Genomic DNA, 20917 nt, shown 5'->3' with positions numbered 1-20917 from the left:
ATCCCACACCGGAGCCATCAGAGCTTGGCCCGGTTCTTCGGCGCATCCGTCTTGAGCAGTCCGCGAGCCTGCTCTTCGAATCCGTCGCCCCAACCCGCCTGGTCGGTCCTGGCCAGGCCGGCCACTTCTACTACAGTACGTCGTTCATCGCCGTCGGCACCAGGCACGATCCGAGCCCAGATACGCCTGCGCCGGATCATGAGCGAGACCACCAGGCCCGCGACCATCACGATCGCGGAGATCAGCACGCCGGTCTGCGCCGGATTGTGCGAGACCTGAACCGACACCCAGCGCTGGTAGCCGTCGAACCGCACCCGAGTGCCGTCGGGGAGAACGGTGTCCGCCCCCTGCGACAGGTTCACCGACGCCTGCTGCTTGAGCCGGCCCTGATCGATCAGGGTCTGGTCCAGCGAGTACACGTTCTGCGGACGGCCGGTGTCCAGTCCGGTGTCACCCTGGTACACGCGAATGGCGACCGCGGGCTTGTTCGGAACCGGCGAGACCGAGTCGAGCAGGTTCGCGTGCGGGAACACCGCGTCGGGGGCGAACAGCCCCTCGATCGCGACCTGGTGCTTGCGGCGCTCGTCCTCGTCGGGGTACAGGCCCGCCGGGGTGTCGAACCGCACCGCGCCCTCCGACAGCATGGTCTGCGTCGACTGCGGGATGAACGGCGTGGTCTCGGTCCTGGTCTGGCCGTTCGGGAAGGTGACGGTGAACGTCGGAGCGAATCCGTTGCCGAGCACGTACACGCGGTCGCCTGCGATCCTCAGCGGCTTGTTGACCTGGACGGACGTCGTCGGCCAAGTGTTCGGCGGAGCCGTCACATCGGTCGTGTACGCCATCGTGGCGTCGTACATGTCGGGCTGCCCGCTGGGCAGGAACTTGGCCTCGAAGTGGTCGATGCGGATGCAGAAGGGCTTGAGCCCGGTCCCGTCGACCATCGATCCGGACCGGAACGAGTCGTATACGGCGGTCGAGGTGTTGCAGAGCACCTGGTCGCCGTCGGCGACCAGCGTTCGGCTGCCCTCGTACCCGAAGAGCTTGCCGACGGCGATCGTGACCAGCAGCGCCAACAGCGCGAAATGGAACACCAGGTTGCCGAACTCGCGCAGGTAGCCCTTCTCCGCGGAGACCTCCACCGCACCCTTCGGGTACCGCGCCGACGGCTCGACGGTGCGGACCTCGGTCCGCCAGCCGCGCAGATTCGAGGTGATCCGATCGGCCACCTCGGCGGGCTCGCCGTCGACGGTCTCGGTGATGTGCCGGGGCATCCGGGCGAGGTTCCGCGGGGCCTTGACCGGCCGGGTCCGCAGCGCCTTGTAGTGCTCCCAGGTGCGCGGCGTGAGGCAGCCGACCAGCGAGATGAACAGCAACAGGTAGATCGCCGTGAACCAGGCCGAGGAGAACACCTCGAACAGCTGCAGGCGGTCCATCCAGGTGCCGAGCGTGCCGTGATCGGCGATGTACTTGAGCGTCTTCTGCTCGTTGAGGTCGCGCTGCGGGAGCAGCGCCCCCGGGATCGCGGCCAGCGCCAGCAGGAACAGCAGCGCGAGCGCGGTACGCATCGAGGTCAGTCCGCGCCAGGTCTTGCGCAGCGGGGCGACGACGAACCGCGAGAGGACGGACGGTCGGACGGGCTGGGTCATACGGGCAGCTCCACGTCAGTGATCAGGGACATCCGGATCCAGTCCACGAACTCGTTCCACCAGCCGCCCACCAGCATCACGCCGACGACGATCAGCAGTACTCCGCCGATGATCTGGATGGTCCGCGCGTGCCTGCGGACGAAGCCGAGGCTGCGGACCGCCCAGGCCGAGGAGAAGGCCAGAACGATGAACGGGATGCCGAGTCCGAAGCAGTACGCGGCCACCATCAGCGCACCGCGGACCGGGGTGTTGCCGTCGGTGCTCATCGCGACGCCGATCACGGCGCCGAGCGTCGCACTGCTGCACGGGATCCAGCCGACCGCGAACACCGCGCCGAGGATCGGGGCGCCGATGACGCCGGAGTAGCGGCGCGGCGTCATCCGCTTGTCACGCTGCAGGAACGGGATCATGCCGATGAACACCAGGCCCATGACGATGGTGAACACGCCGCCGATGCGCTGCATCAGCTGCAGCCGGTCGGTGTCCAGGAACACCGAGGTGACGCCGAAGAGCGCGGCGGTGGCCAGCACGTACACGATGGTGAAGCCGAGGACGAAGAGCCCGGCCGCCCCCACCACGCGCCAGCGTCCGGCCTTGCGGTCCTCGTCGGCCCTCACCGCCGGTGCCTCGGCGCCGACCAGCCCGGCGAGGTACGAGAGGTATCCGGGGACCAGCGGCACCACGCACGGAGAGGCGAACGAGATCAGGCCGACCAGAATGCACACCCCGAGCGCGAGCAGCAGCGGGCCGCTGGTGACCGTTCCGGCGAAGGAGGCGCCCAGATCGGCCAGGTGAGTCTCGGTCATTGCGGCGCCGGACCTTCCTCGGCCACCTTGACGACCGCATCACGCAGTTCGTCCTCGGTGATCGCACGCAAGTAGACCTTGGCCGGGCGGTGCTGCCGGTCCAGGATCACCGTCGTCGGCACCACTCCCACCGGGACGCCGAGCGCGGCCAGGCTGGCGCCGCCGTAGTCGTAGATCGAGGGGTACGGGACCTTGCGATCGGTCACGAAGTCCTGCGCGCTCGACCGTGAGTCCCGGAAGTTGATGCCGACGAACTGAACACCGCGGTCCTTGGTCTCGTCGTACACCTTCTCCAAGTCGCGGAACTCGGTACGGCACGGCGGGCACCAGGACGCCCAGACGTTGACGACCATCACCTTGTCCTTGAAGTCCGAGAACTTCACGGTGCCGTCGCCCGTCAGATCCTCGCCGCTGACATCGCCGATGTCACGGCGCGAACCCTGGTCGTACTCGATGACGGTCTTACCGCCCGGAGAGACGAACTGATTGCCGTTCTCCGTCGCGACCGCGTCGTCGCCGGTGCTGCATCCCGCGAGAAGGCCCGCCGCGGCGATGACCGCGCACAGTGCGGCGGCGGTCCGCCGGCCCGGCCTCGCCCGACCGCCGGTCATGCTCCCGTGACCCGGGGGTCCGATTCGCCGGCCGGCTCCGAGTAGACGATGTCGACCAGGGCGTCGTCGTCGTAGATGAGCGTGGTCAGCGAGGCCAGGGAGCACTGCCGCACCCGCGGGTCGTGCCAGAGGCGCTGGCCTTCGAGGAAGCGGCGCAGCGTGTACACGGGCAGCTGGTGGCTCACACAGATCGCCTCGTGTCCGCGCGCCGCGTCACGCGCCGTGCTGGCCGCGGCCAGCATGCGGTGTGCGATCTGGATGTACGGCTCACCCCACGACGGGGTGAACGGGTCCCGCAGCTTGAGCCAGTGCCGTGGCTTGCTGAGCGCGCCGTCGCCGACCGAGACCTTCAGACCCTCGAACTGATTGTCTGCCTCGATCAGATCGGTGACCGTCGTGATCTCGAGGCCGTGAGCCTTCGCGATCGGCGTCGCCGTCTCCTGCGCCCGCTGCAGAGGCGACGCGAAGACATGGGTGATGTCATGGTCGGCCAGCGTATCGGCCACCAGCTGAGCCTGGGCCCGGCCCGTGTCCGACAGCCGGTAGCCGGGGAGACGGCCGTAGAGGATGCCCTCGGGATTGTGCACCTCGCCGTGGCGCATCAGGTGGACGATCGTCTTCATCGGACTCCTTCCCCGGGATTGCTCGCGGCGGCCGCGGCAGCCGCGGCGGCCGGCAGTGCATCGGCGATGATCGAGAAGGCCTCGTCGTCGAGCGCTGCGGATACGAACCACGCTTCGAAGGCACTCGGCGGCGGGTAGACGCCGCGCGCGAGCAATGCGTGGAAGAACGGTGCGAAGCGCCAGGTCTGGGTGGCCTTGACGCCGTCGTAATCGACGATCGGCGTATCGGCCGGGTCGTCGGGATCGGTGAAGAAGACGCTGAACAGGTTCCCGGCCTTCTGGACCCGGTGCGCCACGCCCGCCTCGGTGAGGGCGTCGCCGATCATCGTCGCGAGACGGTCGGCGTTGGCGTCGAGTGCGGCGTACACATCGGCGGTCGCATTGCGCAGGGTGGCGAGACCGGCGGCGACCGCCACCGGGTTGCCGGACAACGTCCCAGCCTGGTACACGGGGCCGATGGGAGCCAGGTGGTCCATCACCTCCGACCGACCGCCGAACGCGGCAGCGGGCAGCCCTCCGCTCATCACCTTGCCGAAGGTGTAGAGGTCGGCGGCCACACCGTCGAGACCGTAGTGACCGGCCGGGCTCACGCGGAAGCCGGTCATCACCTCGTCCATGATGAGCAGCGCGCCGTTGTCGGCGGTCACGCGCCGCAGCCCTTCGTTGAACCCGGCGACCGGCGCGACGGCGCCCATGTTGCCAGCGGCGGCCTCGGTGATGACGGCGGCGATGTCGGGACCGTGCTCGGCGAACGCCCGTTCCACGGCGGCGAGATCGTTGTACGGCAGGACGAGCGTGTCGTGCGCGGCGGCTCCGGTGACGCCCGGCGAGGTCGGCAGGCCGAGCGTGGCGACACCCGAGCCGGCGTCGGCCAGCAGGGCGTCGACATGCCCGTGGTAGCAGCCGGCGAATTTGACGATCTTGGCGCGGCCGGTGAACCCGCGCGCCAGCCGGACCGCGGACATCGTCGCCTCGGTGCCGGAGTTGACCAGCCGGACGCGCGCGACCGGATCGACTCGGTCGATGATCTCCTCCGCCAACTCGATCTCACCGACGGTCGGCGCGCCGAACGACAGACCCGTCCGGGCGGCCTCTCGCACCGCCTCGACGACCGCCGGATGCGCGTGACCCAGGATCATCGGTCCCCACGAGCAGATGAGGTCGACGTAGTCGTTCCCGTCGGCGTCGGTGAGCTTCCAGCCCTGCGCTCGCGTGATGAAACGCGGATCGCCGCCGACCGACGAAAAGGCGCGGACCGGCGAGTTCACTCCTCCGGGAACCGCCTGCGACGCCCGTTTGAACAGTTGTGCGCTGACGGCGGTGTTCTGCACGGGATCGTCGAGAGGTGCGGCCATGGCCTCCAGTGTTCCAAATCAGAGCCGCTCGGCCCAATCGCTGCCTACTCCGTCACACCGCAGTGCCGGTTCTGAGCATATTCCCAGGTTGGTGCGCTAAAGGGGCCTCAGGCACGCCGCGCTAGCGGATGTGCTGCGCGACGGCATCCGCGATCGCGCGCTGACCGGCTTCATTGGGATGCATGACGATCGGCGAATCGGCGCCGATCTGCGGCTCGATCCATCGCATGCCCCGCGGGCTGCACGCCTCGTGACCGATCGAACGGGCGGCCATGTCGATGTACGTCGCACCGGTCTCCCGCGCGGCCGTGGCGATCGCGCCGTTCAGCGCGGCCTCGACCCGGTGGACGTACTCGGCGTCGCCGTCGGCGATACCGACGGCCGGCCGGCAGGTGGTCTTCTCCGGCATCAACCACGGATAGCCGACGATGAAGACCTCCGCCCGGGGCGCCCTGCTGCGGATCTCCCGCAGACCTGCCGCGACGGCCGGTCCGGTCCCGGCCGAGATCTCTCGGAACGGTCGCCTGCCGAGCGCGCTCCGGCACGGTGCTCCGGTGGGATCGTCCTGGGCCAGCCGGGTGCATTCGCCCACCAGCGTGGTGAACAGGGCGGAGTCGTTGCCTCCGATCATCACCGTCACGTATGCGGTGTCCGGTCCCAGTGCGTCGAGTTGCGGAGCCACCCCGTCGTACTGCGAGGCGCTCAGATCGTCGGTGGTCGCGCCCGCGCACGAGACGTCGGTGACCTTCAGGCCGCGCATCCGCCCGACCGTCTCGCCGAAGTTGACCGCCGACCGCTGGCACATCAGCGGGGAATCCTCCACCAGCGGCGACGTGCCCGCACCGGAGGCGTAGCTGTCGCCCAGATGCACGAGTGCGGGGCGCATCGCAGGCGCTGCCGGCTCGGGATGGTCATGGGGCGTCGCATCGATCATCCACACGGCACCGGCGACGACGGCGACGAGCGCCACCACGGCCACCGATGCCGATACCAGCGCTCCCCGCAGCGTCGGTGTCACAGCCAAGAGTTACCGGTTCCCCTTCGGTGGCAGACCCATCTTGACGGCCAGATGAGCCTCGGTCAGTTCGGTTCGCAGACGGTCGACGTCGCGGGCCCAGGCCTGGACCAGCCGGCCGTCTGCCAGCCGCAGGCCGATCCCCTTCCGGCGGCGCGGCACGGCGTGCAGTTCGCCGAGCGCCGGCGCGCTCTCCCAGTCCTGCGGCTCTACGCCGTTGTTCTCCGGGAAGATCTTGACGATGTCGGCGATGTCGATGGTCTCCGTGCCCTCGCGAAGGGTGGTCTCGGTCAGGTGCATCGACACGTGCTGTCGCGCCGCGACCACCTGGAGCAGGGAGAAACCGACGAGGACCACACCGAAGATGGTGAGCACCTCCCAGTGGATGCGTCCCTTGCCCAGGATCTCCATGACGAGGGTCGCGACGATCAGCACCGGCCCGATCGCGACCACCCACCAACTGCCGCCGGGCTCGCGGAGCAGCGTGGCGCCCGGCTCCCGGTGGTCCTCGCTCCGGTCCGGTGCGGCGTCCTCACTCACCGGGACGACCGTCTCCGGGCGAATCGGGCGCGGAGGGAGCGGACTCGGGTGAATCGGGCTCGGGGCAGTCACCGAGTCGACATTTGAACCAACGGTCGGCCTGCGGACGGTACGCGAGCACCGAGCCGAACAGACCCACCACCGCCGATGCCAGCACCAGGGCCAGACCACCGCTCTGGAAGCCGATGGTCAACGGCAGGAGCATCGCGACCACCACGCACGTCAGAGCCGACAGCGACGACCGCCACTGCACCGCTCCCCGATAGGTCTTGGCGCCCAGCAGGAAGTAGGCGAGGCCGAGCAGCATCACCAGCACGTCGATCGCCAGGACCCCGAAATCGAAACCGAGCTTGATCGCGTCGGCGATCACTCCCAGCACGCCCAGCGCGATCAGCAGGGCACCCGAGATCATCCACAGGCGCAGGGCCCACACCACCAGCGCCGGCCGATCCTTGGGATCGGGCCGCTCCGGCCTCCGTCGAGAAGGAATGTCAATCATCGGGCGCCATTCTGCCGGTTGCGGGAACGGTATGCAGCGACCTCACGGCAGAACGCCGCACTGTCGCGGTGCATCAGCGCAGCGAGGGCGCCCACGGCGCAGACACCGCCGAGAATGGTCGGAACCATTCCCCACGCGGGTGCCTCCGGCAGATCCGAACCGCCCTGGGTGTCGACGAACAGACCGATCACCGCGAAGACCAGTTCGACGGTCAGGAACGCGCTCACCCAGCCGAGGAGCAGTCGGGCCCAGGTCCGGCCGGAGTAGGTGAACCACATCAACAGCGCGGCGACGGCGGTCAGCAGTACCACGATGACCACGATCCCGACGAGCACGGTCACGCCCATGTTCTCGGTCAGCGACGGCTCGTTCATCCGGTCGCTGAGTTCTCGGGCCTGCTTCTCGTAGCTTGCCTTGAGGACGTTGAATCGCGACGCGACGGCGACGATCTGGAAGACGATCACAGCCACCCACAGCTGCACCGCCAGCCGGATCGTCTCCGGTCGTCGCGGTGGCGCGGTCGGGTCCGCAGTCGGCAGTCCAGGAGCGGTCATGACTCCAGCCTAATCACCGGCGGGCGAGTCGACGCGCCACCTCGGGCGCGGCGTACGTCAGCACGATCGACGCACCGGCGCGGGCGATCGACAGCACCGATTCGTCGATGGCCGCGTCGAAGTCGATCCAGCCGCGCTCGGCGGCCGCGGCGATCATCGCGTACTCACCGCTGACCTGGTACGCGGCGACGGGCGCGTCGGTCCGGTCGGCGACGTCCCGGACGATGTCGAGGTAGCTCATGGCGGGTTTGACCATCACCATGTCGGCGCCCTCTTCGAGGTCGGCGAGCAGTTCGCGCGCGGACTCCAGCCGGTTCGCCGGATCCTGCTGATATGTGCGGCGGTCGCCGACGAGTGATGAATCGACGGCCTCCCGGAACGGCCCGTAGAACGCCGAAGCGTACTTGGCTGTGTACGCGAGAATGGTCGTGTCGATGAAGCCCTCGGCGTCGAGAGCGTCGCGGATCGCGGCCACCTGGCCGTCCATCATCCCGCTCGGCCCCACCACGTGCGCACCGGCCCGCGCCTGCGCGACGGCGAGCGACTCGTATCGGCGCAGGGTGGCGTCGTTGTCGACGTCACCGCTCTCGGTCAGCACCCCGCAGTGTCCGTGATCGGTGAACTCGTCCAGACAGGTGTCGGCCATCAGGACGGTCTCGTCGCCGAAGTCCGCCCGCAGGGCCTCGAGCCCGCGGTTCAGCACTCCGTCGGGGCGGTCGCCGGCCGAACCGGTCGCATCCTTGTCCTCGGCTCGCGGTACCCCGAACAGCATGAGTCCACCGACTCCCGCGTCGACCGCGTCGTGCGCCGCGGCGCGCAGCGAGTCGACGGTGTGTTGCACCACGCCGGGCATCGAGGAGATGGGCCGGGGCTCGTCGATGCCGTCGGCGACGAACATCGGGAGCACCAGCTGGGACGGATGCAGCCGGGTCTCGGCGACCAGCCGCCGCATGGCGGGGGTCTGCCGCAGCCGGCGCGGGCGGATGAACGGACCGGTCATCTCGCTAGCTCACCTCACGACCGCGAACGTCGGGACTTCTTGCGCGGCGGAGGCAACGCCCCCTCGGCACGCAGCTGTGCGGCGTGTGCGGCCAGCGCGTCGACCAGATCGACGATCGACGCCGTCTCGGGCTGCACGTCCACGCGCAGACCGAACTCGACCGCCGTCTCGGCCGTCTTGGGACCGATGCACGCGACGATGGTCCGTGCGTGCGGCTTGCCCGCGATGCCGACCAGGTTCCGGACGGTGGAGCTCGAGGTGAAGCAGACCGCGTCGAAGCCGCCGGTCTTGATCATCTCGCGCGTCTCGGCGGGCGGCGGTGCGGCGCGCACGGTGCGGTACGCGGTCACGTCGTCGATCTCCCAACCGCGATCGCGCAGGCCCTCCGAGAGCGTCTCGGTGGCGATGTCGGCACGCGGAAGCAGGATGCGGTCCACCGGGTCGAAGACCTCGTCGTAAGGCGGGAACACCTCGAGCAGGCCGAGCGAACTCTGCTCGCCGGTCGGCAGCAGTTCCGGCTCCACACCGAACGAGCGGACCTTCGCCGCGGTCCCCTCTCCGACGCAGGCGATCTTCACACCGGAGAAGGCGCGCGCGTCCAGACCGAACTCGGCGAACTTCTCCCAGACGGCGCGAACAGCGTTGGTGGAGGTGAACACGACCCACTGGTACCGGCCGTCCACCAGGCCCTTCACCGCGCGCTCCATCTGCGCCGGGCTGCGCGGCGGCTCCACCGCGATGGTCGGCACCTCCTTGGGGATGGCTCCGTGCGAGACGAGTCGATCGCTCATGTCGACCGCCTGGTCCTTGGTGCGCGGCACCAGGACCGTCCAGCCGTACAGCGCCCGCGACTCCCACCACGAGAACTTGCCCCGCTGGGTCACGATCTTTCCGACGGTGACCACCAGGGGGCCGTTGAGAGCGTTGCCGTTCTCGTTGAGGGTCGCCAGCGTCGCCTCGATGGTCCGCTGCGCGCAGGTGGTGCCGTTCACGGTGATCGCGACCGGTGTCTGCGGCGCGAGACCGTGCTCGGTCAGCGCGCTGGCGAGTTCGGCGAGGTGGCCAGAGGTGGCGTGCAGGATCAGCGGGCCGGGTGCCGCGGCCAGAGCCGCCCAGTCGACGTCGCCGCGCACGTCGGCGACGGTGTGACCCGATCCCAGCGGCATGCCGGCGAAGCTCGGGACGGCGGAGGCCGCCGGAATGCCCGGCAGCACCTCGAAGGGCACGCTGGTCCGGGCCACGGCGGTGACCTCGGCGAGAACGGCGTCGGAGCTCATCGGGTCGCCCGCGACCACGCGAACGACGTTGACTCCGGTCTTGGCCTCGGCGACGAGCGTCTTGGCGACCTGCGCGGGATCACCGAGCGCGGGCTTGGTCACCTCGGGCGCCTCGGACGCCTGCTCGGCGGCGGCCTTGCGGCCGGCCCTGGTCGGCGCGGGCTCGGCCACGGCGTGCGCCGAACCGATCACCGCGAGCACACCGGCGGGCACGTCGGGATCGACGTACGCGGAGGTCGCGTTCACCAGGACGTTTTGCGCTCGCACGGTAAGCAGATCCGGATTTCCGGGACCCGACCCCACGAACAGGATCCGGCCGGGATTAGCATTCTTCGTACGGCTCATGCGTTCGCACTCTCCTGCCCCGCCCCCGGGGCTGCAGTTCGTTCCTACCCCGCCACGGCGGGATAAAGGTTCTCCTACTGCGCGGGTTCGGCGTGGCCGCGGGCTAGTCCCCCTTGGGGACCAGTGCGGCGGCACCGAGCTCGAGCAGTTCGGCGGCGAGGTCCTTGCCGAGTTGTGCGGCCCGATCGACCGGGCCCACCACCGAAGCCCGGATCACTTCGGATCCGTCTTCGGCCGCCACCACCGCACGGAGCGACAGTTCGGCGAAGATGCGCCCATCGTCGTCGATCGATTCGACCACCTCGGCAAGCGCACCGACCGGCGCGGTGCACCCGGCCTCCAGGGCCGCGAGTACCGCACGCTCGGCGTCGACCGCTGCGCGGGTGGACGGATCGTCCAACTCGGCGAGAATTCTCACCAGTTCGGCATCGTCGGAACGACATTCCACAGCCAGGGCGCCCTGTGCCGGTGCCGGCAGCATGACCAAGGGGTCAAGTGCCTCGGTGACGACATCGGCCTTGCCGATCCGCACCAGCCCGGCTCGGGCTACCACAATCGCGTCCAGCTCACCGCTCGCGACTCTGCCCAACCGAGAATCAAGGTTGCCTCTTAGGGGGCGAATTTCCAAACCGAGACCCAGTGCTCTAAGCTGCGCGGCACGTCGGGGCGACGAGGTGCCGATCACCGAGCCGCTCGGCAGCTCACCGAGCACCATGCCACCACGGCTGACCAGCGCGTCTCGGGGATCCACCCGAGTCGGCACCGCACCCATGGCGAGATCGTCCTCGGGCGCGGTGGGCAGATCCTTGTACGAGTGGATCGCGACGTCGCATTCGCCGGCGCGCAACGCCAGCCGGATCGCGGTGGTGAAGACGCCGACGCCGATCTGCGCCACCGGCGCGGTCGACGTATCGCCCGCGGTGCTGATGATCTTCAGCTCCGCGGGGTGCCCGGCCGCCGTGAGCCGGTCGGCGATGTCCTGCGCCTGCGTGGTCGCCAACAGCGACCCGCGGGTCCCGATGCGAATGGTCCGGCTGGCGGAATCCTGCACGATTGACTCGTCCTGTTCTGCTGGATGTGGTGATGCCTGCGCCGACCGGAGCGGTCAGCGCAGTTCGTCGATGCCCGACTCGGAAGCCGCGACGGACTCGGCCGCCCCGGGCTTGAGTTCGAACAGTTCGCGGAGTGCCTCCGCGTAGTGGTCACCGCGACCGGACGACGCGAGTTGCTTGACCCGAACGGTCGGGGCGTGCAGCAGTTTGTCCGCCACGCGGCGCACCGCTTTGGCCACCTCGTCGCGCTGGCCACTGTCGAGGTCCGGCAACCGGCTCTGGAGTCGCAGGATCTCCGCCTCCACCACGTCCGCGGCCCGCTGACGGAGTGCGGCGACGGTGGGGGTGACCTCCGCCTGACGCTGCACCGCGAGGTACTCGGCCAGCTCGCCCGCGACGATGGAGCGGGCCGCGAGCGCATCGGCTTCGGCCGCGCGGGTCTGGTCGTCGCCGCGCAGACCCTCGATGTCGACGATGTGCACGCCGGGCAGCCGGCCCGCGGCTGGATCCACGTCGCGCGGGAGACCGAGGTCGCAGATCATCAGCGGTGCCACGTTGGTCCGTCGAGTCAGCGCGGAGTGCACGTCGCCCACCTGGACCACCGCGGCCACCGAACCGGTACAGGTGACGACGATGTCGGCGTCGGCCATCACCGTCGCGATGTCGTCGAAAGTGGCTCCGCGCGCGGTGATCCCGTACTTCTCCGCCACCGTCGCGGCGACCTCGTCCGCGCGCGCCGCGGTGCGGTTGACGACGGTGATGTCGGTGACGCCGTCGCCGGCCAGCCGGCTCGTCGCCAGCGACCCCATGGCGCCGGCACCGAGAACGACGGCTCGGCGGATCGGCGCCTGATCGCCCCGGATGGCTTTGGCGCGATGGATGGCCACCGAGACCACCGAGGCGCCTGCGCGGTCGATGCCGGTCTCCGTGTGGACGCGTTTGCCGACCCGGAGCGCCTTCTGCGCCAGCTCGTGCAGCGTGCTGCCCGCCGACTGGTTGTCATCGGCGTCGGAGTACGCGGACCGGATCTGCCCGAGGATCTGCTGTTCGCCGACCACCATCGAGTCAAGACCCGCGGCCACGGTGAACAGATGCTCCACCGCCGCCTCCGAGTACCGCACATAGGCGTGGTCGGTGAGTTCGGCGACCGAGAGCCCGCTGTGGTCTCCGATCACCCTGCCGACGGCTTCGAGGGCGGGGTGAAAAGCGTCCACGACGGCGTAGATCTCGACTCGGTTGCAGGTGGAGACCAGCATGGCCTCCGAGACGGTGCGTGAGGACAACAGCGCGTCGACCAGCTTCGGGCGGTCGAAGTCGGAGACGGCGAGTCGTTCGAGGACCGATACCGGAGCACTCCGATGGGACACGCCGAACAACAAGACACTCACAGTGACACGCCTCCCACCCGCCGTCGCCGGAGACACCTCGATGCCCGCCGACCACCCGCCGGTGCTCGCTCCTCTTTCCAGCCCCGGCCCGGTCGGCCGAGTGGACATACAGTTTTCAGGCTAGATCAAGCGCACAGGCAAATGCACGCTCGCACGCACACCGCGGCCGCTACCGCAGGGCCTCCAGGTCGGCACGCAGACGGCCCTCGTCGACTTCCCAGTAACTGTGCTCGACGCCGTTCAGGACGACCACCGGGAGCCGGTCGCCGTACTCGGCGCGCGGCAGCGGGTCGCCCTCCCGTGCACGTCGATCGACGTCGATCACCTGCATCGCCAGCCCGTAGTCGGCCAGGATCCCCCGCAGTTCCTCTTCGGCGCGGGCACACGCCGAACATCCGGTGCGCGACATCAATTCGACGACTGCTTCCACACCGCGAGTGTACGAAAGATCACCGCCGTCCACCCCGCACGGGCCCGGCGCGACCGGCCCCGTCCCGCGATAGGCTGGACTCCGACCGATTCCGCCCAGGAGAAGGAGGGTGGCCCGTGAGCCGCGACTCGATGGACCGTCCCGATTCGGAGGACCTCACCGCCGAGGAGGCGGCCGAGCTCGAGGCGGACCGGCACGAGGCCGCCGAGTTGGAGGCGGAGCAGTACGACGTGGCGCACGACGACGAACCGCGCGAGGACCGGGACGGCGGCCTGCTCGACGGTCCGGACGGGAGCGAAGCCGGCCGTGCGGAGGAGCGCTCGGAGGATGAGGACGCTCGACGGGTCGGCGAATGGATCTCCCAGCGCGCCGGCCGGTTCCGTCAGACGGCCGGCGAACTCCGCCAGGTGCTCGCCGGCGAGGCCGCCGCGAAGGCCGCGATCGAATCACTGCGCGCGCGGACCCCCGACACGGACGGCGGCCAGGTCACCGACCTGACCGGAGCCGCCTTCTTCGACGTCGACAACACGCTGGTGCACGGTGCGTCGATCGTGCTGTTCGCCCGCGGCCTCGCCGCACGGAACTACTTCTCCTACACCGACATCATGGAATTCGCGTGGCAGCAGGCCAAGTTCCGGATCACCGGCAAGGAGAACGCCGGCGACGTCGCCGAGGGCCGAGACAAGGCGCTGTCGTTCATCGCCGGGCGTGAGACCGCCGAACTCGTCCGACTCGGCGAGGAGATCTACGACGAGTACATCGCCGACAAGATCTGGCCGGGCACCGCGGCGCTCGCCCAACGGCATCTGGATGCGGGACAGCAGGTCTGGCTCGTCACCGCCACTCCGGTCGAACTCGCACAGACCATCGCCAAGCGGCTCGGGCTCACCGGCGCGCTCGGAACCGTGGCCGAGAGCGTCGACGGCGTCTTCACCGGCAGGCTCGTCGGCGACATCCTGCACGGTCCGGGCAAGGCTCACGCGGTCCGCACGATCGCCGTCCGCGAGGGCCTCAACCTCAAACGCTGCACCGCGTACTCCGACTCGCACAACGACGTTCCGATGCTCTCGTTGGTCGGCACCGCCGTCGCGATCAACCCGGACCCCGACCTGCGTGAGATCGCCCGCGTGCGGGGCTGGGAGCAGTACGACTTCCGCACCGCACGCAAAGCGGCGAAGTACGGCGTGCAGACCGCCATGGTGGTCGGTGCCGCGGGCGGCGCGGCCGCGGTCGCATCGAAGGTGCTGCGCCGCAGGTGACCCGGCGGTGAATCCGCGTCCCGTCATCGCGGCCGGGCGCCGCCACTCCGTCGGAGTCCGGCGGGACGGCCGCGTGGTCGCCGCAGGCAGGCCGAATGCTCCCGAGTGCGCCGTGAGCCACTGGCGTGAGGTGGTCGCCGTGGCGGCGGGCAACGTCCACGCCGCTGCCAACACCGGCCGCTCGCACACCGTCGGCTTGCGCGCCGACGGGACGGTGACGGCGACCGGGTGGAACGGCGACCGCCAGTGCGAGGTCTCCGACTGGACCGGGGTCGTCGCCATCGCCGCCGGCTGGCGCCGGACCCTCGGGGTCCTGGCCGACGGGACGGTGGCGGCCGCCGGACGCACCGCGGAAGGTGCGTGCGAGGTGGGCTGCTGGAGAGACGTGGTGGCTGTTGCGGCCGGAGACTGGCACTCAGTGGGCCTCCGCCATGACGGCACCGTGGTCGCGACGGGCAACGATCGTCGCGGCCAGTGCGAGGTCGCGGACTGGCGACGGGTCCGCGCTGTCGCCGCAGGCTCTCTGCACACGGTGGCGGTCACCCGCGACGGCCGGGTGCTGACCACCGGCGAAGGCCTGGCCGAGACGGGCCGATGGCGAGGGATCGTCGACATCGCCGCGGGCAGCCACCACGTGCTGGGAGTCGACGAGCGCGGACGTGTGCTGGCCGCGGGGGACGACAGTCGCGGACAGTGCGCCGTGTCGTCGTGGCGGGATGTGGTCGCCGTCGCGGCGGGCGCGGAGCACAGCCTGGGCCTGCGAGCCGACGGAACGGTCCTGGCGGCGGGCAGCGACGCCGATCACCAGTGCGCGGTGGCCGGCTGGCGGTGCCGCTAGCCGAGGTAGACCGAGCCCCTGCGGCTCAGCATCCGGAAGAGGGTCTGCTGAATCTCCTCGCGGACGTGATCGGTGAGGTCGAAGACGGTCATCGGGTCGTCGGCGGCCGATTCGTCGTAACCGTCGGTCCGGATGGGCTTGCCGAAGTGGATGTGCCACTTGGACGGGAGGGGGATCACCCCGAGCGGCCCCAGCCACGGGAACAGCGGCGTGATCGGGAAGTACGGCAGACCGAGTGCCCGCGCCAGCGGTTTCAGGTCGGCGATCATCGGGTAGATCTCCTCCGATCCGACGATCGAGACCGGGATGATCGGCGCACCGGTGCGCAATGCGGTGGTCACGAATCCGCCGCGGCCGAAGCGCTGCAGCTTGTAGCGGTCCTTGTAGAGCTTGCCGATGCCCTTGTACCCCTCGGGCCACACCGCCGTGAGCTCCCCGCGACGCAGCAGCGCGTCGGCGTCGTCGTTGCACGCCAGGGTCGCGCCCACCCGCCGGGCCAGGTCTCCGACCACCGGCGTCTCGAACGCCATGTCGGCGGCCAGCAGTCGGAGGTACCTGCCCTCGGGATGGTTGTCGCGCACGGCGAGCGAGGTGATCACCGCGTCGATCGGGATCGATCCCGCATGGTTCGCCACCAGCAGGCCGGCTCCGGCGGTCGGCAGGTTCTCGACTCCGGTCACCTCTACACGGAACCACTTCTCGTACACCTGGCGCACTGCCGGGAAGAAGACCGATTCGGTGAAGTGTGGATCGAAACCGAACTCGTCCACCTCGTAGTCGCCGGTGAGCCGTTCCCTGATGAACCCGCTGGTGGCGATCAGCGAGTCCGCAATCGCCCCGCGCAGCCCACCGAGACTGAACAGCGGCGAATGCCGCACCGGTTCGACCGGGGCGGATGGTTCGTCGTGGAGTTCGATGCCCTCGTGGATCGGCGTCACGCCGGCGGCGGGGCGGCCGAAACCGTCGGTGTTCGGATGCCCGGTTCCCGCTGAACGTCGTTGCGCGTTCGGATCCGTGTAGAGCGCGATGACCTTCGCCGTACGCGAATCACCGGGCCGTTCGGCCGCTGCCATCTTCGATACCCCCGCTCTGGAAAACCCTGCTCATATCGTATGCGCGCGACACCGGTCTACTGAAGCCGCGTCGCCGCCGCGACGGCCTGATGCTCCAACGCCCGCCACGTGTCCGACGAGATCACCGGCTCGCTTCCGCCCCGCTCGATGAAATCGTCGAGCGTCTCCAGCGACGAATACCGCGGAACGAAGCCGAGCTCGGTCCGCATCCGGGTGGTGTCGAGAACCCGCCCGTAGGACAGGTACGAGGTGTTCTCCGACCGTATGCCCGGCAGGCCGCCGCCCTGCAGCACGCCCGTCAGCGGCGAGATCAACCCTGCCGGCACCGGAAGTTTCAGATGTCCTGCGCGGTACACCGACTGCGACAGCGTCACCACACCGTCGCCTGCGATGTTGAAGGTGCCCGGACGCCGGTTCAGGGTGGCGTGCTCGAGGGCGGCGAGCGCGTCCTCCTCGTGAAGGAACTGGAACCGGGGCTGACGCCCGAAGGCCGTCGGCACCACCGGCAGCGACAGATACGCGCTCATGCGGGTCCGGATCCGCGGGCCGAGGATCGACTGGAACCGCAGGATCGAGACGTCGATGTCCTGTCGGCGCCGCGCGAGTCCGCGCGCATAGCCCTCCATGTCGATCAGGTCGCGACCGTAGCCCCGCCGCGGCTCCTTGCGCGCCGGCGTGCCCTCCGAGAAGAAGCCCGGGTCGCTGGGCCCCGCACCGTAGACCATCGCACTCGAACGCAGCACCAGCCGCCGCACCGACGGGCTCCGCTGACACGCCGCGCAGACCTGCATGGTGCCGACCACGTTGAGTTCCTTGATCGCGGCGGTGTGCTCCACGCTGTCGAGGATCGACGGCGCCGCGTGCACCACGGTGTCCACGTCGTAGCTCGCGATGGCCTTCGCGATCGCCGGACGCCGGATGTCCAGACGCAGGAAGTCGGCGCGTCCCATCCGGCGCATCAGCACCTTGGTCGGCACTCGGGAGTCGACGGCGACGACCCGTTCGATGTCGGGGTTCGCCGCCAATCGGGTGACCAGGTACCCGCCCAGGAAGGTGGACGCCCCGGTCACCAGCACTGAGCGCGGCGGCTGCTCGCCACTCCGGTCCTCGGTCATGGGCCCACTTTATCGCCGACCCCGCAAAGCACAGAACCCGCCACGAGGGCGGGTTCTGAGTGGCTCACTTGCCGAGCTTGCGGCGCTGGACTCGCGTGCGGCGCAGAAGCTTGCGGTGCTTCTTCTTCGACATGCGCTTGCGGCGCTTCTTGATTACGGAACCCATGGGGTCTCCCTCACGATCGGTACTGATGAACTCATGTGGCCTGGCCCGAGGACTCATGCCGGGCCGTCGCCGACAGGGGTTGCAACCAGGCGACAGCGACCTGACGGATAATCTTACCGATCGGACGAACGTGAGGCTAATCAGCCCCACGCCACCGTTCGGGCGGATCCGCCGGAGAGACGCCGAAACCCCCTCGGCGCGGGGCGCGAGGGGGATCGCAGGCGATCTCGACCGGTCAGCCGGCGTCGAAGTACGAGGTCTCCAAGTATTCGTGCACGGCCTTGGCGTGAACGCGGAACGACCGGCCGACGCGCACAGCCGGCAGTTCACCGTTGTGGACGAGTCGGTACACGGTCATCTTCGACACTCGCATCAGCGATGCGACTTCGGCGACGGTGAGGAACTGCGTGGCGGAGGAGTTGCCGACTCCGCGATCAGTGAATTCATTCCGTTCGCCGGGCTTTTCTGCAGCAGCCATGAAAATACCAACCTTCAGTGCACGCATCGCGGCCACCGGCTTCCCCTCCGGCGGACATCAGACACGTACGTGCTGCTAGCAGCCTAGCGTGACCAATGTGAAAAGTGCGACGTGAGTGGCGGAATCCCAGGGGTGCAACTCGCCGCGCCGACGGCAGATCCCGGATAAGCGCAGGCTGAGGCGCTACTGTTGCTCGCTTGCGGTCTCGGCGCCCAGCTGGACGCCTCCGCCCGAACCCTCAACTTCCACTCGACGTGCAGTTTTGGCGCTCGTCTCCGCGCAAGCCAGCGTGGCCTCGTTCACCGCATGCCGCAGGCCCTCGCGCTCGAACGCGCGCAACGCCGCCGCGGTGGTACCGGCGGGCGAGGTGACGGCCGCGCGCAGTTCCACCGGCGACAGTCCCGACTCGCTCAGGAGCAACCCGGCTCCCTTGATCGTCTGCACGGCCAGTTCGCTCGCCTGCGGACGGGTCAGTCCGAGCGCCACACCGGCGTCGATCATCGCCTCCACCATCAGGAAGAAGTACGCCGGACCGGAGCCGGAGATGGCGGTGACGGCGTCCATCAGCTTCTCGGGCACCACCATCACCTTGCCGACCGATTCGAGGAGGCGCACGGTGAGCGCCACCTGGTCGTCTTCGGCGTACCGGCCGGGGCTGACCGCCGACATGGCCTCGTTCACCAGCATCGGCGTATTCGGCATCACGCGGATGACCGGCGAACCGGCAGGCAGCGCCGCCTCGTACCGCGGCGTCGGAATACCTGCGACGAGGGTGACCGTGATCCGCTCCAGTTCGCCGTTGTCCTCGGCGACGGACAGCTTCTGCAGCACCATGTCGACGGCGTCCGGCTTCACCGCGATGAAGACCACGCGCGCCCCCTCGACGGCGTCGGGGATGTCGTCGGAGACCCGGACGCCGTAGTCGGCGACCAACTCGGCCGACCGCTCCGGCGAGCGCTCGGCGACCACCAGGTCCTTGACGGGTTTCCCCGCGCTGATCAGTCCGGCGAGGAGTGCCTCGCCGATCTTGCCGCCACCGATAATCGCGACCCGCTCGGTCATGGGCGATCACTACCTTTCACAGTTTGTCGAAGTCTTGCGTATCAGCGCCGGGGAGAGTCATCGCCCGGCGGGAGTCAGTGCCAGCTGCCGCGAGCGAGCCACCGTCGCACCGGTCGAGTCCACCACGATGTGGTCCTCGGCGAACATCCGCTGCCCCACCTCCTGGCTCTCGGCCGCGAATCGCAGCCATCCGGGAGCGGGGACTCTGGTCAGGTAGGTGGTCAGCTGCACCGTGGGAGCCCAGCCGAACATACCGAGGTTCATCACCACCGGAGGAGACAGGTCGCACACCAGGATCGGGAACCCCGCGCTCACGGCGACGGGCAGGCGGTCGGCGCATTTGGGTCGAGTCCAGCCGCGGACCACCGGGTCGCCGGTCTCGCCGCGAAGCGCCGGGAAACGGTCCATGTCCAGAACCACGTCGAGTGCCGCCCCGAGATGCACCACCTCGCCGACCGGCGTGGAGTAGAGGTCGGCCGAGCCCGCCGGCGGGGCGGCCGGCAGGTCAGCGACGCTCGAGTGGCCCCGGTAGCGCGCGTCTCCGTGATCCGGGCGCCCGAGCGTCACCGTGGACGTCACGCAGACGCGCTCGTCCTGGCGCACATCGACTCGCACCAGCGACACGGTCGCGCCGGTCTTCACCGACGACACCGTCACGTCGACCTCCGCCGGATCCGGAGCCCGGAGGAAATCACTCGAGACCGCCAGGACCGCCGCCTGCGGGTCCGGCCCGCCCAGATCGCGGTAGGCACGCTCGGCGGCGGCCGCGACCACCATCTGAACGCTCCCGCCGTGCACCTTGGGCCCGATCGTGAAGACCGGATCGATCCGGGCTCGATAGGTCGCGCGGCCGTCCGAGCTCACCCCGATCGGTTCCAGGTCGGTCAGGGAGGCCAGATCAGTCGTCATGCCGAGTGTCCTTCGGGTCGCGGTGAAGATGGGTGCGGGCGAAGTCCAGAGACCGCGCGAGCATCGCGGCGCGCTCGTTCCGGGTCCGCGCCGATCCGGTGTGCACTTCGAGGATCACGGCGCCGGAGAAATCGCTGTCGGCGAGCCTTTTGCACACTTCGATGCACGGCTGCGAGCCGTCCCCGGGGATCAGATGCTCGTCGTGGGCGGCGCCGGTGCCGTCGGTGAGGTGCAGATGCTCGAGTCCGTCCCCCATCCGCGTCTGCAGAGCGAGGGCGTCGGCGCCTGCCGTCGCGGCGTGGGAGAGGTCGAGGGTGTAGTGCTCGTATCCGTCCACCGTGGGATCGATGGACTTACCGAAGGCCGACGCGCTCGGTCCCGGAGACCCGCCCCGCTCGGCCATCCGCCTGGCCGCCTTGTGACCGGCGCCGAACAACCTGTCGGCCCGCATCGGGAACATGTTCTCCACGGCCACCGCCACATCGGAGGAGGCCTCCAGTTCTTTGACGAGATCGTCGAAGCCGCGCACGTAGTCGCGCTGCCAGCGGAAGGGCGGGTGGACGACGACCGTCGTCGCCCCCAGGTCTTCGGCCGCCTGCACCGATCGCCGCAGCTTGGCCTTCGGGTCACGTCCCCACACGCGCTGCGAGATCAGCAGGCACGGCGCGTGGACCGAGAGCACCGGCACCTGGTACCGAGCGGACAGATGGGCGACGTGGGCGATGTCTTGGCTCACACCCTCTCCCCACACCATCAACTCGACCCCGTCGTAGCCCAGATCGGCGGCGTAGCCGAACGCTGCTTCGGTGCTCTGCGGGTAGACCGACGCGGTGGACAGCCCGATCGGGATCGGGAAACGCAGTTGCGACACCGGGA

General features: G+C 69.3%; 23 protein-coding genes. 2 read left to right on the top strand and 21 right to left on the bottom strand.

The features are described from left to right. Positions 1-17: 17 nt before the first annotated feature. The 14 genes from ACK8HH_RS02870 to ACK8HH_RS02805 all read right to left on the bottom strand — a co-directional run bounded on the left by ACK8HH_RS02870 (position 18) and on the right by ACK8HH_RS02805 (position 13120). Positions 18-1646, bottom strand: coding sequence for a cytochrome c biogenesis protein ResB (locus ACK8HH_RS02870; RefSeq protein ID WP_412475525.1), 1629 nt, complete (start codon positions 1644-1646; stop codon positions 18-20). Beyond that, entirely contained in the window at positions 1643-2452 is an 810-nt protein-coding gene (locus tag ACK8HH_RS02865) for a cytochrome c biogenesis CcdA family protein (protein WP_006894314.1), read from the bottom strand. Before ACK8HH_RS02865 ends, ACK8HH_RS02870 begins: the two co-directional genes overlap by 4 nt. Then, positions 2449-3063 (bottom strand): TlpA family protein disulfide reductase, encoded by a 615-nt coding sequence (locus ACK8HH_RS02860; protein ID WP_006894313.1) that lies wholly within the window; start codon positions 3061-3063, stop codon positions 2449-2451. The genes ACK8HH_RS02865 and ACK8HH_RS02860 overlap by 4 nt, the downstream gene beginning before the upstream one ends. Beyond that, positions 3060-3686, bottom strand: coding sequence for a histidine phosphatase family protein (locus ACK8HH_RS02855; protein ID WP_006894312.1), 627 nt, complete (start codon positions 3684-3686; stop codon positions 3060-3062). Before ACK8HH_RS02855 ends, ACK8HH_RS02860 begins: the two co-directional genes overlap by 4 nt. After that, positions 3683-5041 (bottom strand): glutamate-1-semialdehyde 2,1-aminomutase, encoded by a 1359-nt coding sequence (hemL, locus tag ACK8HH_RS02850; RefSeq protein ID WP_006894311.1) that lies wholly within the window; start codon positions 5039-5041, stop codon positions 3683-3685. The genes ACK8HH_RS02855 and hemL overlap by 4 nt, the downstream gene beginning before the upstream one ends. Before the next feature lie 121 nt (positions 5042-5162). Continuing rightward, complete coding sequence (locus ACK8HH_RS02845) at positions 5163-6059, bottom strand: SGNH/GDSL hydrolase family protein (RefSeq protein ID WP_231875664.1); 897 nt, start codon at positions 6057-6059, stop codon at positions 5163-5165. Between the two features lie 9 nt (positions 6060-6068). Beyond that, the gene (locus tag ACK8HH_RS02840) at positions 6069-6596 is read right to left on the bottom strand and encodes a hypothetical protein (protein ID WP_006894309.1); all 528 of its coding nucleotides are present in this window, start codon (positions 6594-6596) and stop codon (positions 6069-6071) included. Beyond that, entirely contained in the window at positions 6589-7095 is a 507-nt protein-coding gene (locus tag ACK8HH_RS02835) for a hypothetical protein (RefSeq protein ID WP_006894308.1), read from the bottom strand. Before ACK8HH_RS02835 ends, ACK8HH_RS02840 begins: the two co-directional genes overlap by 8 nt. Next, on the bottom strand, positions 7092-7649 hold the full coding sequence (locus tag ACK8HH_RS02830; protein WP_006894307.1) for a hypothetical protein: 558 nt from the start codon (positions 7647-7649) through the stop codon (positions 7092-7094). Before ACK8HH_RS02830 ends, ACK8HH_RS02835 begins: the two co-directional genes overlap by 4 nt. A 13-nt stretch (positions 7650-7662) precedes the next feature. After that, positions 7663-8649 carry a porphobilinogen synthase gene (gene hemB, locus ACK8HH_RS02825; RefSeq protein WP_006894306.1) on the bottom strand — a complete coding sequence of 329 codons (987 nt, stop codon included), beginning with the start codon at positions 8647-8649 and terminating at the stop codon, positions 7663-7665. A gap of 14 nt (positions 8650-8663) precedes the next feature. Then, a complete protein-coding gene (locus ACK8HH_RS02820) occupies positions 8664-10271 on the bottom strand; it encodes a uroporphyrinogen-III synthase (RefSeq protein WP_006894305.1) in 1608 nt (535 codons plus the stop codon). 103 nt (positions 10272-10374) lie between these two features. Beyond that, positions 10375-11322: a hydroxymethylbilane synthase gene (gene hemC, locus ACK8HH_RS02815; RefSeq protein WP_006894304.1), complete on the bottom strand. Its 948-nt coding sequence runs from the start codon at positions 11320-11322 to the stop codon at positions 10375-10377. A gap of 54 nt (positions 11323-11376) precedes the next feature. Beyond that, positions 11377-12711, bottom strand: coding sequence for a glutamyl-tRNA reductase (locus tag ACK8HH_RS02810; RefSeq protein WP_006894303.1), 1335 nt, complete (start codon positions 12709-12711; stop codon positions 11377-11379). A 169-nt stretch (positions 12712-12880) separates the two neighbouring features. Next, on the bottom strand, positions 12881-13120 hold the full coding sequence (locus tag ACK8HH_RS02805) for a glutaredoxin family protein (RefSeq protein WP_006894302.1): 240 nt from the start codon (positions 13118-13120) through the stop codon (positions 12881-12883). A 137-nt stretch (positions 13121-13257) separates the two neighbouring features. On the opposite strand from ACK8HH_RS02805, the gene ACK8HH_RS02800 reads away from it, so the two are divergent. Then, complete coding sequence (locus ACK8HH_RS02800) at positions 13258-14400, top strand: HAD family hydrolase (RefSeq protein ID WP_006894301.1); 1143 nt, start codon at positions 13258-13260, stop codon at positions 14398-14400. Positions 14401-14407: 7 nt separating this feature from the next. Then, a complete protein-coding gene (locus ACK8HH_RS02795; RefSeq protein WP_062366313.1) occupies positions 14408-15238 on the top strand; it encodes an RCC1 domain-containing protein in 831 nt (276 codons plus the stop codon). Here the strand turns inward: ACK8HH_RS02795 and ACK8HH_RS02790 are convergent. The 7 genes from ACK8HH_RS02790 to ACK8HH_RS02760 form a co-directional block, all read right to left on the bottom strand. Beyond that, positions 15235-16311 (bottom strand): lysophospholipid acyltransferase family protein, encoded by a 1077-nt coding sequence (locus tag ACK8HH_RS02790; RefSeq protein WP_006894299.1) that lies wholly within the window; start codon positions 16309-16311, stop codon positions 15235-15237. The two genes, ACK8HH_RS02795 and ACK8HH_RS02790, sit on opposite strands and share 4 nt — an antisense overlap. 56 nt (positions 16312-16367) lie before the next feature. After that, on the bottom strand, positions 16368-17426 hold the full coding sequence (locus tag ACK8HH_RS02785) for an NAD-dependent epimerase/dehydratase family protein (protein ID WP_062366311.1): 1059 nt from the start codon (positions 17424-17426) through the stop codon (positions 16368-16370). A 64-nt stretch (positions 17427-17490) separates the two neighbouring features. Further along, the gene (locus tag ACK8HH_RS02780; protein WP_003402602.1) at positions 17491-17592 is read right to left on the bottom strand and encodes a 30S ribosomal protein bS22; all 102 of its coding nucleotides are present in this window, start codon (positions 17590-17592) and stop codon (positions 17491-17493) included. Positions 17593-17827: 235 nt separating this feature from the next. Continuing rightward, entirely contained in the window at positions 17828-18070 is a 243-nt protein-coding gene (locus ACK8HH_RS02775; RefSeq protein WP_039866574.1) for a helix-turn-helix domain-containing protein, read from the bottom strand. A gap of 183 nt (positions 18071-18253) precedes the next feature. Then, the gene (gene proC, locus ACK8HH_RS02770; RefSeq protein ID WP_006894296.1) at positions 18254-19132 is read right to left on the bottom strand and encodes a pyrroline-5-carboxylate reductase; all 879 of its coding nucleotides are present in this window, start codon (positions 19130-19132) and stop codon (positions 18254-18256) included. A gap of 57 nt (positions 19133-19189) precedes the next feature. Next, positions 19190-20041, bottom strand: coding sequence for a thioesterase family protein (locus tag ACK8HH_RS02765; RefSeq protein WP_006894295.1), 852 nt, complete (start codon positions 20039-20041; stop codon positions 19190-19192). After that, positions 20031-20912, bottom strand: coding sequence for a sugar phosphate isomerase/epimerase family protein (locus tag ACK8HH_RS02760; protein WP_006894294.1), 882 nt, complete (start codon positions 20910-20912; stop codon positions 20031-20033). The genes ACK8HH_RS02765 and ACK8HH_RS02760 overlap by 11 nt, the downstream gene beginning before the upstream one ends. Between the last annotated feature and the right edge of the window lie 5 nt (positions 20913-20917).

This window comes from Gordonia sp. LUNF6, assembly GCF_047041125.1.
Classification (GTDB): domain Bacteria; phylum Actinomycetota; class Actinomycetes; order Mycobacteriales; family Mycobacteriaceae; genus Gordonia; species Gordonia sihwensis.
Note: the sequence above shows the minus strand (reverse complement) of the source record. Positions and strands in the feature narration are given on the sequence as shown.